The 15,082-nt window shown below is 51.7% G+C and carries 13 protein-coding genes and 1 riboswitch; of the genes, 10 read left to right on the top strand and 3 right to left on the bottom strand.

The window, feature by feature from the left end:
- The first annotated feature begins 119 nt into the window (after nt 1-119).
- The 7 genes from nosR to tatA are packed head-to-tail and all read left to right on the top strand — an operon-like array spanning nt 120 to nt 8,014.
- The gene (nosR, locus tag ACFOMG_RS14735; protein WP_376867713.1) at nt 120-2,267 is read left to right on the top strand and encodes a transcriptional regulator NosR; all 2,148 of its coding nucleotides are present in this window, start codon (nt 120-122) and stop codon (nt 2,265-2,267) included.
- Nucleotides 2,268-2,296: 29 nt separating this feature from the next.
- Nucleotides 2,297-4,219, top strand: a complete 1,923-nt coding sequence (gene nosZ / locus ACFOMG_RS14730; protein ID WP_376867711.1) for a TAT-dependent nitrous-oxide reductase — start codon at nt 2,297-2,299, stop codon at nt 4,217-4,219.
- A 49-nt stretch (nt 4,220-4,268) separates the two neighbouring features.
- Complete coding sequence (locus ACFOMG_RS14725) at nt 4,269-5,534, top strand: nitrous oxide reductase family maturation protein NosD (RefSeq protein ID WP_376867709.1); 1,266 nt, start codon at nt 4,269-4,271, stop codon at nt 5,532-5,534.
- Between the two features lies 1 nt (nt 5,535).
- Nucleotides 5,536-6,453 carry an ABC transporter ATP-binding protein gene (locus tag ACFOMG_RS14720; RefSeq protein ID WP_376867707.1) on the top strand — a complete coding sequence of 306 codons (918 nt, stop codon included), beginning with the start codon at nt 5,536-5,538 and terminating at the stop codon, nt 6,451-6,453.
- On the top strand, nt 6,450-7,280 hold the full coding sequence (locus ACFOMG_RS14715) for an ABC transporter permease (RefSeq protein WP_376867705.1): 831 nt from the start codon (nt 6,450-6,452) through the stop codon (nt 7,278-7,280). The genes ACFOMG_RS14720 and ACFOMG_RS14715 overlap by 4 nt, the downstream gene beginning before the upstream one ends.
- A 17-nt stretch (nt 7,281-7,297) precedes the next feature.
- On the top strand, nt 7,298-7,846 hold the full coding sequence (locus ACFOMG_RS14710; protein WP_376867703.1) for a nitrous oxide reductase accessory protein NosL: 549 nt from the start codon (nt 7,298-7,300) through the stop codon (nt 7,844-7,846).
- 12 nt (nt 7,847-7,858) lie between these two features.
- Nucleotides 7,859-8,014 carry a twin-arginine translocase TatA/TatE family subunit gene (tatA, locus tag ACFOMG_RS14705; RefSeq protein WP_376867702.1) on the top strand — a complete coding sequence of 52 codons (156 nt, stop codon included), beginning with the start codon at nt 7,859-7,861 and terminating at the stop codon, nt 8,012-8,014.
- A 100-nt stretch (nt 8,015-8,114) separates the two neighbouring features.
- On the opposite strand, the gene mog is transcribed toward tatA, so the two are convergent.
- The gene (gene mog, locus ACFOMG_RS14700) at nt 8,115-8,648 is read right to left on the bottom strand and encodes a molybdopterin adenylyltransferase (protein WP_376867701.1); all 534 of its coding nucleotides are present in this window, start codon (nt 8,646-8,648) and stop codon (nt 8,115-8,117) included.
- 224 nt (nt 8,649-8,872) lie between these two features.
- Here mog and nhaB point away from each other — a divergent pair, with 224 nt between their 5' ends.
- The gene (nhaB, locus tag ACFOMG_RS14695; RefSeq protein ID WP_376867700.1) at nt 8,873-10,387 is read left to right on the top strand and encodes a sodium/proton antiporter NhaB; all 1,515 of its coding nucleotides are present in this window, start codon (nt 8,873-8,875) and stop codon (nt 10,385-10,387) included.
- 117 nt (nt 10,388-10,504) lie between these two features.
- On the opposite strand, the gene ric is transcribed toward nhaB, so the two are convergent.
- Entirely contained in the window at nt 10,505-11,194 is a 690-nt protein-coding gene (ric, locus tag ACFOMG_RS14690) for an iron-sulfur cluster repair di-iron protein (RefSeq protein WP_376867699.1), read from the bottom strand.
- A 185-nt stretch (nt 11,195-11,379) separates the two neighbouring features.
- On the opposite strand from ric, the gene norR reads away from it, so the two are divergent.
- On the top strand, nt 11,380-12,924 hold the full coding sequence (gene norR / locus ACFOMG_RS14685) for a nitric oxide reductase transcriptional regulator NorR (protein ID WP_376867698.1): 1,545 nt from the start codon (nt 11,380-11,382) through the stop codon (nt 12,922-12,924).
- 70 nt (nt 12,925-12,994) lie between these two features.
- Here the strand turns inward: norR and narL are convergent, their stop codons facing one another.
- The gene (narL, locus tag ACFOMG_RS14680) at nt 12,995-13,651 is read right to left on the bottom strand and encodes a two-component system response regulator NarL (protein ID WP_376867697.1); all 657 of its coding nucleotides are present in this window, start codon (nt 13,649-13,651) and stop codon (nt 12,995-12,997) included.
- Between the two features lie 283 nt (nt 13,652-13,934).
- A riboswitch (molybdenum cofactor riboswitch) is annotated at nt 13,935-14,121 on the top strand.
- On the opposite strand from narL, the gene moaA reads away from it, so the two are divergent.
- Nucleotides 14,110-15,081: a GTP 3',8-cyclase MoaA gene (moaA, locus tag ACFOMG_RS14675; protein ID WP_376867696.1), complete on the top strand. Its 972-nt coding sequence runs from the start codon at nt 14,110-14,112 to the stop codon at nt 15,079-15,081. Its footprint overlaps the riboswitch before it by 12 nt.
- The last annotated feature ends 1 nt before the right edge of the window (nt 15,082 follow it).

The raw sequence follows: 15,082 nt of genomic DNA, 5'->3' as shown, positions 1-15,082 counted from the left end.
GCCCTGCTCACTACTCACAAAGGGGTATGTCGACCCCGGAAGATGACTGCGACAATTTGACACATCTATCAGCCTGAACCAGTTTTATGGCCGGGCCGACGTCGTATAGGAAATAAATCATGTCTGTTGTAGTCCATACGTTAAAGAAAATTTTCTGTCTTATGCCGCTGCTATTGCTGGCGCTGGTTCTGCCGGCCAGCGCCGACAATACCGACCTTGAGCGCATTCATCAGCTGTTACCCGAAACAACCCGGATTACCGATCCGGAAGGTGAATATGGCATCCGCCGGGTGCTGGCCGGAGATACCCTGCTGGGTTATCTGTTCGAAACCATTAATGTCGCCAATATTCCGGCCTACTCCGGTAAACCCATTAACATGCAGGTCATTCTCAGCCCTGAGGCGGTGATTCTCGATTCCTGGTTACTGGAACATCACGAACCCATTCTGCTGGTTGGTATTCCGGAGCAGAAACTGGTGGATTTTGGTGTTGCCTACCAGGGCATTAAAGCCGACCAGCGGGTCGTGGTGGGCAGCACCAGTGACGAATCCGCCGTTACCGTAGATGCCATTACCGGCGCCACCGTCACCGTGATGGTCGTCAACGAAATTATTATGAAAGCCAGCCACGCCGTCGCTGCCTCACTCGGCCTGGTGGAGGCACAGCTGGCACAGCGGCAAAAACCGGCCAATATTCTGACCGATGTTTTTACCCCAGCCGACTGGCAAACACTGACCGGCGACGGCTCTATTCGCCGCATGCAACTGCTGCGTTCCGACGTTGATACAGCGTTTCAGGGCACTGCCGCAGAACATATTGATACCGCCAGCGCCGATCAGGCGGATGACACCTTTATCGATCTGTACCTTGCCTATCTGAATGCCCCGACCGTCGGACGTAATCTGCTGGGCGATAACCAATACCGTTTTCTGATGCAGGAACTGAAAGCCGGCGAACATGCCATCGCGGTATTGGCCAACGGCATGTATTCCTTCAAAGGTTCAGGCTATGTACGTGGCGGTATTTTTGATCGCGTACAACTGCGCCAGTTCAGCGATGTCATCAGTTTCCGCGACCTTGATCAGCAACGTCTGTATGACGTCATGGCTGACGGCACTCCGGAATTTAATGAAAAGTCAGTGTTTATTATTCGTGATAAAGCACACTTTGACCCAGGCACCGACTGGACTCTGGAATTACTGGTGCGCCGCCAGACCGGCCCGGTTGACGGCGTCTTCACCAGCTTTGAGCTGGGTTATCAGCTGCCACAAAATTATTTTGAACGCCCGCCGCTGACTGCCGAAGAACTGGCCGCCATTGAAGAAGCCAACCGTCCGTTATGGCTGAATATCTGGTACCAGAAGAGCTTCCAGATCGGTGTGCTGATCAGTGCTCTGCTGGTATTACTGGTGATTTTATTTCTGCAGGATTATTTCGCCAGCAAACCCCGCTTCTTACACTGGTTGCGTCGTGGCTACCTGATGTTCACCGTATTTTTTATCGGCTGGTATTGCCTTGGCCAGCTATCGATCGTCAATGTACTGACCTTCGTACATGCACTGATGCAGGATTTCCGCTGGGAATTATTCCTCAGTGACCCGGTTATTTTTATTCTCTGGGCCTTTACCGCGGCCACCATTCTGTTGTGGGGACGAGGTGTGTTCTGTGGCTGGTTATGCCCGTTCGGAGCGTTACAGGAACTGATCAATGAAGCGGCACGCAAATTAAAAATCCGTCAGTTCGAATTACCCTTTGCCGTCCACGAACGTCTGTGGGCGATCAAATATATGGTACTGCTGGCGCTGTTCGGTCTTTCACTCGAATCTCTGGCAACCGCCGAGCGCTATGCCGAAGTGGAGCCGTTTAAAACAGCCATCATGCTGAAGTTCAGCCGTGAGTGGGGATTTGTTTTTTATGCCGCGTTATTACTGGTGATTAATATCTTCACCCGCAAAGTCTATTGCCGCTATATCTGCCCGTTAGGCGCTGCATTAACCATCCCAAGCAAAGCAAGAATGTTCGACTGGCTGAAACGCCGTAAAGAATGTGGTCAGCCCTGCCAGCTGTGTGCCAACGAATGTGAAATTCAGGCCATTCACCCTAATGGCGAAATCAATCACAACGAGTGCCACTATTGCCTCGACTGTCAGATGACTTACCACAACGACCATAAATGTCCGCCGTTAATTGCCAAGCGCAGAAAACAACAGCGGCAAAAAGCTCCCCCGCAACGAATCCCGGCGGTAGAGGTAGATTCGTCTAATTAAAAATCAGACCTTGTTTAAGGAGATTGACCATGACTGACAGCAAAAAAGAAGTCGTGACTGAAAATGAAGAAACCGGCATGAGCCGCCGGGGTTTTCTCGGCGCCAGTGCCCTGACCGGTGCCGGTGCTGCTCTGGTGGGTGCCACCGGATTGGGTACAGCGGTCATGAGCCGCGAGACCTGGGCAGCCGCAGTAAAAGATGCCAAACAGAAATTTCATGTCGCCCCGGGTGAACTGGATGAGTATTACGGCTTCTGGAGTGGCGGTCACCAGGGTGAAGTCCGGGTACTGGGTATTCCGTCGATGCGTGAACTGATGCGGATTCCGGTGTTTAACATCGACTCCGCCACCGGCTGGGGTATTACCGATGAAAGTAAAGCCATCATGGGCGAAAGTGCCAAATACCAGAACGGCGACTGTCACCACCCTCACCTGTCGATGACCGACGGCAGTTATGATGGTAAATACCTGTTTATTAATGACAAAGCCAACAGCCGTGTCGCCCGTATCCGTCTGGATATCATGAAGTGCGACAAAATGCTGACCGTGCCTAACGTTCAGGCAATTCATGGTCTGCGGCTGCAAAAAGTGCCTCATACCAAATACGTTTTTGCCAATGCAGAGTTTGTTATCCCACATCCGAATGATGGCAAACATTTCGATTTGCAGGCTGATTACAGCTACACCATGTTTAACGTCATCGATGCAGAGAAAATGGAAGTGGCGTTCCAGATTATGGTGGATGGTAACCTGGATAACTGCGATGCCGACTACAGCGGTAAATACGCGGCATCCACCTGTTATAACTCGGAAAAAGCCTACGACCTCGGTGGCATGATGCGTAATGAACGCGACTGGGTGGTGGTCTTTAATATCGAACAGGCCGAAAAAGCTGTTAAAGCCGGTGACTTTATCACCCTGGACGATTCCAGGGTTCCGGTACTGGATGGCCGTAAGAAAAATGGTAAAAACAGCCCGTTCACCCGCTATGTGCCGGTGCCGAAAAACCCACACGGTCTGAACACCTCTCCGGACGGTAAATATTTTATTGCCAACGGTAAATTATCACCCACCGTTTCGATTATCGAAATCGACCGTCTCGACGATTTATTCGCCGGCAAATATCAGGACGACCGCGACGTGATCGTCGGTGAGCCGGAACTGGGACTTGGGCCACTGCATACCACCTTCGATGGTCGTGGTTTTGCGTATACCACTCTGTTTATCGACAGCCAGGTGGTGAAATGGAATATCCAGGATGCCATCAAAGCCTACACTCAGGAAGGCGTCAGTTATATCCGTCAGAAACTGGACGTACAATATCAGCCCGGCCACAACCACGCGTCGTTAACTGAAACCAAAGACGCCGACGGTAAATGGCTGGTTGTATTGTGTAAGTTCTCCAAAGACCGCTTCCTGCTGACAGGTCCGTTACACCCGGAGAATGATCAGCTGATCGATATTTCCGGTGACGAAATGAAACTGGTACACGACGGTCCGACCTACGCCGAGCCACACGATTGTATTATGGCGCGTCGTGATCAGATCCGGCCGCGCAAAATCTGGGATCGTAACGACCCGTATTTTGCCAATATCGTGGCGATGGCCAAAGCAGACGGTATTAACCTGGAGACAGACAACAAAGTTATCCGCAAGGGTAATAAAGTGCGGGTATATATGACTTCAATGGCGCCGACCTACGGCATCAATGAGTTTAAAGTAAAACAGGGCGATGAAGTCACGGTGGTGATTACCAATATCGACCAGATCGAAGACGTTTCGCATGGCTTCTGTATGACCAATCACGGCGTCAGTATGGAAATCAGCCCACAACAAACCTCGTCAGTTACCTTTGTTGCCGACAAACCCGGCATGCACTGGTACTACTGCAACTGGTTCTGTCACGCGCTGCACATGGAAATGGTTGGCCGTATGTTGGTTGAACCAGCCTGATCGCTATTCAGGGGGGCTTGCCCCCCCTGCTGTTTTAAATGGCCCATTTATGAAATATATATTGCGGTATTATTGGCTCACAGCTTTGTTGTCTGTCAACCTGGCTGAAGCCCAGCCCGACGTCACCCGGCCTCTTCCGCTGAGCGTCGCAGAAAACGGCCATTATTATCTGGCCGAAGGGCACTATCGTGGCAATTTCCGGATCAGCAGTCCGGCCACCATCGAATGTCATAAACACGCCATTATTGATGGCATGGGTCAGGGCAATGCTCTGCTGATCGATGCCGAAAATGTCAGCCTCAGTGGCTGCACTTTGCGTAATGCCGGCAGCAATTTAACCGATATGAACGCGGCTGTTTTTGTAACCGCACGCTCGCACAATACCACCATCCGCCAGAACCACATCCGTGGTAAAGGCTTTGGCATCTGGGTTGACGGTGCCCGCCAGGTTAAACTGCTGGATAATACCATCCGCGGTGACGACAGCGTCCGCTCCCAGGACCGCGGCAACGGCATTCATTTATACGCGGTACAGAATGCGCTGGTGCAGGGTAACCGGATTGAAAAAACCCGCGATGGTATTTATATCGATACCTCAAACCACAACCACCTGGATAACAATGTCATCAGTGATCTGCGGTATGGCATTCATTATATGTTTTCCAATAACAACCGGGTGACCAATAACCACACCCGCAATACCCGCACCGGTTATGCGCTGATGCAAAGCCGCAAGCTGACGGTGACCAGTAACACCTCCGAGAATGATCAGAATTACGGCATTCTGATGAACTACATTACCTATTCTACCCTGCAGCATAATAACGTCAGCGGCGTACGCAGCGGTTCCAGCGGCAACAACCAGATTGACGGTGCTGAAGGTAAAGCATTATTTATTTACAACTCCGTATTTAATGAAATTTCAGCCAATCATTTCAGTAACAGCAGCCTGGGCATTCATCTCACTGCCGGTTCAGAAGACAACAAAATTTTCAGCAACGCCTTTATCAATAATGAGCAACAGGTTAAATACGTTGCCACCCGGACTCAGGAATGGTCTGACAAGGGGCGAGGTAATTACTGGAGTGATTACCTCGGTTGGGACCGCAACGCCGACGACATCGGCGATATCAGCTACGAACCGAATGACAATATCGACCGCCTGATCTGGATGTACCCACAAATGCGTTTATTACTGAACAGTCCGGCAATCGAATTATTGCGCTGGGTACAGCAGGCTTTTCCGGTGGTTAAATCCCCCGGCGTAAAAGACAGTTTCCCACTGATGACCCCAGCGCTGACAGAGGCTCCTTAATATGAATTTAATCGAACTGAACGATGTCAGCCTGGCTTATGGTTCCATGCCGGTGGTGCATAACCTGTCGTTAAACCTGGCCGAAGGGGAAATATTAGGCCTGTTTGGCCATAATGGTGCGGGCAAAACCACCACCATGAAACTGATTCTGGGTCTGTTAACCGCCAGCAGCGGTCAGGCCCGGGTATTTGGCCAGGCCCCCAGCCACCCTCAGGTTCGCCAGCAACTTGGTTACCTGCCGGAAAACGTTATGTTTTATCCACAACTGAGTGGCCGCGAAACGCTGCGTTATTTCGCCCGGCTGAAAAATGCCCGGCCACAACAGGTTGACGAATTATTGGAAAAAGTAGGTCTGACAGCTGCCGCCGGGCGCAGAGTAAAAACCTATTCCAAAGGCATGCGTCAGCGGCTTGGGCTGGCCCAGGCGCTACTGGCACAGCCGCGCTTATTATTACTGGACGAACCCACGGTAGGCCTCGATCCGGTGGCCACTCAGGAACTGTATCAGCTACTCAATGACCTGCGTGAAAATGGCAGCGGCATTATTCTCTGCTCCCATGTATTACCCGGCGTAGAACCTTATATCAGTCGTGCCGCTATTTTATCGGCCGGAAAATTACGTGCCTGCGGCACCCTCAGTGAATTGCGCCAGCAGGTATCACTGCCAACCCGTATCCGCCTGAACAACCTCAGCCAGCCGGAGCAATGGCAGATCACATTATCCGCTCAGGGAGTGAATGCCCAGCGGGTTGGTCATGATGCACTGGAAGTGTATTGCCACAACGGCGCCGGCAGGGAACTGCTGAACCACCTGGTTAACGACAGCAGCAGCGGCGAGCTGGAAGTTTCACCGCCATCACTCGACGACCTGTACCGTCACTTCGTTAATAATCTGAATCCGCAGGAGAGCCGGCCATGATGCAGATCTGGAATATTGCCGTCAAAGAGCTGAACGATGGCTTACGTAACCGCTGGTTGTTAGCCATCAGTGTCTTATTTGCGTTATTAGCCGCCGGTATTGCCTGGTTTGGTTCTGCCGCCGCCGGCCAGGTTGGCTTCAGCTCAATTGAAGCCACCATCGCCAGCCTGGCCAGCCTGGCTACTTTTCTGGTTCCTCTGATTGCCTTATTGCTGGCCTACGATGCCATCGTCGGCGAAGATGAAGGTGGCACACTGTTATTACTACTGACCTATCCACTGAGTCGCAGCCAGTTATTATTAGGAAAATTTATTGGCCACGGCCTGATTCTGGCACTGGCCACCAGCTTAGGATTTGGCAGTGCCGCCATTGCTATTGGTTTATTGGTTGCCGATCTGGATTTAGCCCTGCTGCTGCAATCGTTTTCCCGGTTTATTATTTCCGCCACCTTGCTGGGCTGGGTATTTCTGGCGATTGCCTATTTTATCAGCAGCAAAGCCAGCGAAAAATCCAGTGCCGCCGGCCTGGCGCTGGGCATCTGGTTTTTATTTGTGCTGGTGTTCGATCTGAGTCTGCTGGCGTTACTGGTGTTCAGTAAAGGCCAGCTGAATCCGGAACTGCTGCCCTGGCTGTTATTGCTTAACCCCACCGATATTTTCCGCCAGATCAACCTTTATGGTCTGGCCGACAGCAACAACATGAGCGGCGTGATGACCCTGGCTCAGGACCTGCCGTTTGGCAATCCCGGCTTATGGCTGTCGCTGATTATCTGGCTGGCCAGCAGCCTGACGCTGGCACATTTCACCTTACGTCGCCGACCTGTTTAATCCCAAAGGGCTATATTATGAAATTATCACAACACCTTCTGACCACCGCAATGATTGTATTGTCTGCCTTGTTGGTTGCCTGTAACCAGCAGGATAAACAGCAGCAGGTACAACATAACCCGGTTGCCTTTCATTCCGCAGATGAATGCCATGTCTGCGGTATGGCCATCACCCGCTTTCCCGGCCCCAAAGGTCAGGCGATTAATGCCCAGGGAAAAGTAAAAAAGTTTTGCTCGTCAGCAGAAATGCTCAACTGGTGGCTGCAACCGGAAAACCAGGTCAGCGCCAGCGCCATTTATGTTCACGATATGAGTCAGGGCAGCTGGGATAAACCGGATGACGGCCACCTGATCGAAGCGCAACTGGCCTATTATGTGGTTGCTCCGGATATGCCAGGCTCCATGGGCACTCCGATTGCCAGCTTTGCCGATCAACAGGCGGCGGAATTATTTGCCGCTGACCGGAAAACCACGGTGATGAACTTCAGTCAGTTAAAAGACGCATTATTGCAGCAACAGTTATCGTCTGCGGCACAACATGCCGATCATCAGCATATGAACCACTGAGAGGAAATGATCATGATGGGAATCAGCGCCTGGCAACTTATGATTGTGTTATTAATTCTGATTATTCTGTTTGGCGGCAAACGAATCCGCTCACTCGGCGGTGATCTGGGAGCCAGTATCCGCGACTTCCGGAAAAGCGCACGCCACGACCGACTTGAGGAAAAATAATCCCTGAATCCCTGTCTCCACCCTAACCGGGTGGAGATAGCCGTGGCAGTTTTTACCATAAAAGCGGTGACTGAATATTGTCAGCCGCCGGCGAGCGGAGTTATTTTCCCGGACGAAAAACAGTAATAACGTCGCCGTCACATTCCAGGTACGGCCCTTCAAGCAGATCAATGCAATACGGCACGGCCGGAAAAACAGCATCCAGACACTGACGAATAGCACTGGGTTTTCCGGGTAAATTAATAATTAATGCCTGATGACGTAACCCGGCAGTCTGACGCGATAAAATGGCAGTGGCGACATATTTCAGCGATTCAGCCCGCATCAGTTCACCAAAACCCGGCATCATACGATCACACACGGCGGCTGTTGCTTCCGGGGTCACATCGCGTTTAGCCGGTCCGGTGCCACCGGTGGTCACGACCAGGCAACACCCCTCGTCATCCACCAGCTGACACAACGCCGCTTCAATCTGATCACGCTCATCGGCCACCAGACGATAACAGGCAGTCCAGGGCGATGTCAGATATTGCTGTAAGGTGCTGTTAATGGCCGCGCCGGAAATATCCTCGTACACACCGGCACTGGCACGATCACTTACGGTAACAATACCAATTTTTATTCGCTCAGCCATGTTATGCCCCTGTAAAAATTATCAGAATGAATTCTGTTAGTTTACGTCAGACAACCGCCGGGCTGGCACTGGCATAACGGATTAACCCATGATTGCCACGTTTACCCACTGCGGGGTATTCCGCCGCCCGGCCTGTCGGCCGACAATAATATCCGGTCGGACCTTTCACAGGCCGCCACTTTCCCCGTCCCCGAATGATGTTTTCAGCTGTTGCAGGAACAACCATGCCCGATGAAACCGCTTCTGTCCGTGCCGCCTTTGGCCATAATTTTCTTGGCCAGTCGCCGCGCTGGTATAAACACACCATACTGCTATTTCTGTTGCTTAACCCTCTGCTGTTTTTCCTGAGCGGCCCGGCGGTCACCGCCTGGGCACTGATTGCCGAATTTATCTTTACCCTGGCGATGGCATTAAAATGTTATCCATTATTACCCGGCGGCTTATTAGCGGTTGAGGCGCTGTTATTAGGCCTGGCAACCACCGATACCCTGTATCAGGAAGTCGAAAAAAATCTGCCGGTGATTCTGCTGCTGATGTTTATGGTGGCGGGCATTTATTTTATGAAAAACCTGCTACTGGTCGTGTTCACTAATATCCTGATCAGAATCCGCTCAAAATACCTGTTGTCACTGACGTTTTGCAGCACCGCCGCATTATTATCGGCATTTCTTGATGCCCTGACTGTCACAGCCGTTATTATCAGTGTGGCGGTTGGTTTTTATTCGGTTTATCACAAAGTGGCATCCGGCAAAGGTTACCAGCAAACCGATCACAACCATGGTAACGATCAGCAGGTTTCGGAACTGCACCGTGAGCACCTGGATATCTTCCGCGCCTTTTTGCGCAGCCTGTTAATGCACGGAGCCGTCGGTACGGCGTTAGGTGGTGTCTGTACTATGGTGGGCGAACCACAAAACCTGCTGATTGCCAAAGTTGCCGGCTGGGATTTCATCACCTTTTTCCGGCTGATGTCGCCGATTTCATTACCGGTGCTGGCGGCCGGGCTGTTGACCTGTGTGCTGCTGGAGAAGCTGCGCTGGTTTGGTTACGGCGCCCGGCTACCCAAAGCGGTGCTGGCGGTACTGAAGGACTTTGCCGATTCAGAAAAAGCCCGGCGTAATAACAGCCAGAAAGCGGCTCTGGCCATTCAGCTGCTGGCCGCCATTATTCTGGTTGCCGGGTTGTCTTTTCACATTGCCGAAGTAGGGCTTATCGGCTTACTGGTCATTATTATTATCGCCTCGTTTAATGGCGTCACCGATGAACATCAGATCGGAAAAGCGTTTACCGAAGCGCTGCCGTTTACCGCCCTGTTGGTGGTGTTTTTTGCCATCGTAGCGGTGATTCATCAGCAACATCTGTTCAGTCCTGTTATTCACTGGGTACTGAGCCTGCCCCAGGAACAACAGCCGGGTATGTTTTTTATCGCCAACGGCCTGTTATCCATGATCAGTGATAATGTGTTTGTCGCCACTGTCTATATCTCAGAAATACAACAGGCATTAAGCGATGGCAGTATCAGCCGGCAACATTTTGATCATTTGGCCATTGCCATCAATACCGGCACGAACCTGCCCAGCGTCGCCACCCCGAATGGTCAGGCGGCTTTTTTGTTTTTATTAACGTCTGCTATTGCGCCACTGGTACGCCTGTCGTATGGCCGTATGGTCATCATGGCCCTGCCCTATACCCTGGTTATGAGCAGCATCGGTTTGCTGGCCGTGGTTTTGTGGCTGTGATTTTATGACTGTGCTTTTATGGTTGTCGGAAGTGACGGTGGTGCAACAAAGCTGTGAATCCAGAACGGCCGGGGGATGTTTTACCGGGCCGCCTGAATCCTTGTTTATTGCCGTTATTTACTGGCAACTGCCACAGCAGCTGGTGTTTTCGGAAATTTCTTCCGGGATAAATAAAAAATAATTTTCCAGCGTTATATGTTGCATCAGGTCATCGGCAAATTCTTCCAGATTCTGATACAGGGTGCGCCAGCTGTTGCAGGCGCCCGCCGGAGCTTTCATATTATTGGTCAGACTGAATAAACGGTTAATCATTTGCAGGTGTTCGATATGTTCATCCTGCATCACATTAATCGGCCCGTTAGGGTAAATACCACCAGCCAGCATCGGAAACAGGATCTGCTCCTCTTTCATCATATGGCTTTCCAGCTCATGACTGATATCACGCAACAGCTCGGTTAATCCCTGCGGACAACCGGCAGCACGGGCATGCACCCGCTCGACTTTAGCCGCCAGAAACATTAACGCCGGCAGCTGCTCACGGTGGCGGGCGTGATAACGCTCAAGAATATGACTGATCAGCCGGGTACGTGGTTGCTCTGTCCAGTTTACCGGCGAATCCTGTTCGCTGCTCTGCAGTTGTTTCAGCGCCTCAACCAGCTGCTCGGCGTCCAGGTCCTTGCTACTCACCACCTGCGATAAACTCAGCTGACCTTCGCTGCAGAAATCAATATCCAGCTGACGTAATAACGCCGGGGCACCGGGAATCGTAGTAACAATATCGCTCAGACGACGATCCAGAATTTCCATAAACTCTCCTGACAAATACACAGATAGGTTTTAAAACAACACATCAGCGAGATACAGGAGCAAGATACAGGCCAGCCAACAAGCCCGGTTATTGCGCCGCGTCAAACCATAACGGGTACAAATAACCCGGGTTTTGATTGTAGAATTTACTTTCTGGTAATTTTCACCGTGTTATGGAATATCACATGCCCGAATATCAATTGTTGTCTGAATTAATCCGCGATGTACCAACCGGTGAACGTCTGGATGATATGGTCAAACGTATCCATGAGCGGTTTGATTGTGGTGCTGTGGTGTTATTGCAGCTACAGGGCGAGTTTTTACGCCCGGTGGCGGTTTCCGGGCTGGTTGCCGAAGCCCACGGCCGCAAATTCAGTCTGGCACAGCACCCGCGGCTGTCCGCCCTGATGACCACCCAGAACGCGATGCGTTTTCCGCCCGACAGTCCGCTGCCCGACCCTTACGACGGTTTACTGGAAAGCCACCCCGGCACGGCCTTAGCGGTACACGACTGTATGGGCAGTTGCCTGTGGCTTAACGGTGAACGCTGGGGTGCCATAACACTGGACTCGCTGACACCCGGCACCTTCGATCAGCAACGCCTGGAAAAGCTGGACAGCTACCGCCCGGTGCTGGAAACGGCCATCCATATCAGCATGATGGAAAAAGAAATACGTGCCCTGCGACGCACCCATCTGACCCATCCCACTACCCTCGCCGGCACCAGCGATGCCGACCAGGACATCATTGGTAACAGCCCGGCCATCCGGCAGATCAAAAAAGAGCTGGAAGTGGTCGCCGGTTCGGATTTACCGGTGTTATTACTGGGCGAAACCGGCGTCGGCAAAGAAGTCTTTGCCAGTTACACCCATCGCCATAGTGCCCGTGCCAGCCAGCCGATGATTTATATCAACTGCGCGGCATTACCGGAACAACTGGCAGAAAGTGAATTGTTTGGTCATGTCAAAGGCGCGTTTTCCGGCGCCACCAGCGATCGTGCCGGACGCTTCGAAAGTGCCGACAAAGGCACACTGTTTCTTGATGAAGTGGGTGAGTTACCGCTGCCGGTTCAGGCCAAGCTGTTACGGGTGTTACAGAACGGTGAAATTCAGCGCCTCGGCAGTGATAAAACCCGCCATGTGGATGTACGTTTATTAGCGGCAACCAACCGCTCGCTGAAACAGCAGATTACCGAGGGTGCCTTCCGCGCCGATTTATACCATCGCTTATCTGTCTATCCGATTCCGATTCCGCCATTGCGCGAGCGGCCTCAGGATATTGCACCACTGGCCGGTCATTTCCTCGAACTCAACCGCACCCGGCTGGGGCTGCGCAGCCTGCGCTTGTCGGCCGATGCCGAAGCGGCGTTACAACAATACAGCTGGCCGGGAAATATCCGCGAGCTGGAACACGTCATCAGCCGGGCAGCAATTAAAGCACTCAGCCGCGGTGCCCAACAGCACGATATTGTGACGCTCAATTGTCAGTTACTGGATCTCGATTTACCGCTGAGCAATCCGGCAGCATTAATGACTGACGATACAACAACGGCCGGAATCTGGTCAGAGGTACAGGGAATGGTGATGAAAGATGCGGTCAAACAGTTTCAGAAAAATCTGGTACTGCAGGAACTGCAGCGCCAGCAGGGCAGCTGGAGTAAAACCGCCCGCCAACTGGGAATGGACCCCAGCAATCTGCATAAACTGGCACAGAAACTCGGGCTGAAATAACACGCCGGCCGCCGCTGGCAATCGGCGTCGGGCCAAAGTTACATCTGGCCCAAGTTACATCTGGCCAAGGTTACGCCTTGCCTTCGGCCTGCTGATTAACCATCCAAACCGCCGCTTCGACACGCGACCGTAAGCCGAGTTTTTTCAGTAAATGTTTAACATGTACTTTGACGGTACCATCGGAAATATCCAGTTCCCGGGCAATCACTTTATTACTCATACCTTTGGCGATGCATTCCAGAATTTCCACCTCCCGTACCGTCAGTGCATCCAGCTCCGATGCCGGGCGGACAGCCGGGCGGCGGATCGCGGTAGCCAGCACCTCAGTCACGGCTTCACTGAGCACCATTTTGCCATCCACCGCTTGTTTAATCTGTTCCAGTAAAACATCCGGATCGGTATCTTTTAATAAATAACCATCCGCTCCCTGGCTGATGGCAGCCAGCACATCATCATCCGCATCAGATACCGTCAGCATAACAATCCGCGAACTGACACCACGGTCGCGTAACCGGGTAAGTGTCTGCAGACCATCCATACCCTGCATATGCAGATCCAGAATAATCAGGTCCGGCTCATTATCAGCAGCCAGATCGATTGCTTCCACACCACTTTTGGCTTCTGCAATAACCTCCAGGTCCTCTTCAAAGGCGAGTAATTGTTTCAGACCTTTGCGCAATAACGGGTGGTCATCTACCAACAAAATTGTCGATTTTTTATTGTTCATTTTCATAAACCAGTCAAGCCAAATATGGGTTCATACTAATATTCGGTAAAGTAAAGTCAATTGCCACAGAGCAAGGACTGACAGCACTGGCCGCACTTGTCTATTAATAGGTATTCCCGGTTAAACCCGCCATGCGGCGGATAATCAGCGCCTGACGTCAGCGGACGATAAAAATGACTGAGCTGAGGCGTTGCAATAATCAGCCACAGGGGAGGCCCGACTACCCACAAAGAGGCATACAGCTATCCCAGGAAGCCAATACCCGGGCTACGCTTCAGCCGTTATATTTTGCTGACGCCGAGCGGGTGTGCCTAATGCCGTTTTGTATTTAACCGGGATTTTTAACGGTGGCTGTTTTTAACAGTTGTGATTAACGGTTATGGCGCATCAGCCGTGGCAATTCTGCCACCGGGAAGCCGGGGAAACCCTGCCTCCTCCCACGTTTGGAAAGGTGTTTTATGTTAACCGACCGCTTTGCCCGGCATTTTACCTATCTGCGTTTATCACTGACCGAACGCTGTAATTTCCGCTGCAATTATTGTTTACCCGATGGCAACGACTGTGACCTGGGTGCGGATGATTTAACCCTCGGTGAAATCCGCCGGCTGGTCACCGCGTTTGCCCGCCAGGGCACCCGCAAAGTTCGCCTGACCGGCGGTGAGCCAGCGTTACGGCGTGATTTATGTGACATTATTGCATTGTGTAAAACCACCCCGGGAATTGAACAGGTCGCCCTGACAAGCAATGGCTATAACCTGAAAAAATCATTATCCGGCTGGCAACAGGCCGGGCTGGATGCGCTGAATATCAGTGTCGACAGTCTCGACCCGGCAATTTTTTCCCGTATTACCGGTGCCGACCGGCTGCACGATATTCTCAGCGGTATCGATCAGGCACTGACGATGAATTTTCATAAAATAAAACTCAACAGCGTGTTACTGCGTCAGCATAACGGTCAGTCGCTGCCGGCCTTTTTGCGTTTTATCCGCGACCGGCCGCTGTCGCTGCGATTTATTGAGTTAATGCGTACCAACGACAACACCCGGTTTTATCAGCAACAACACCTCAGTGGCGATAGTATCCGCCAACAATTATTAGCCGATGGCTGGCAGCTGCAACCACGCTCGGATACCGACGGTCCGGCGCTGGAGTATGCTCACCCGGACTATGCCGGACGAATTGGTTTAATCATGCCGTACAGCAAAGATTTCTGCAGCAGCTGTAACCGTTTACGGGTATCCAGTCAGGCAGAATTATTTTTATGTTTATTTGCCGAACAACATCAGTCGTTCCGCCATTTATTACAATCCGACGACAGCCGTGCAGTGGAAGATTTTCTGCAACAGGCGATTGTGGGGAAAAAAGAAAGTCATTTTCTGCATCAGCAAAACAGCGGCCAGACTCGTCACCTGGCCATGATAGGAGGCTGAT

Origin of the sequence: Bacterioplanoides pacificum (assembly GCF_042648445.1) — a bacterium.
Taxonomy (GTDB): Bacteria; Pseudomonadota; Gammaproteobacteria; order Pseudomonadales; family Oceanobacteraceae; genus Bacterioplanoides; species Bacterioplanoides pacificum.
The sequence above is the reverse complement of the archived record's forward strand: the minus strand, read 5'-3'. Positions and strand labels throughout refer to the sequence as shown.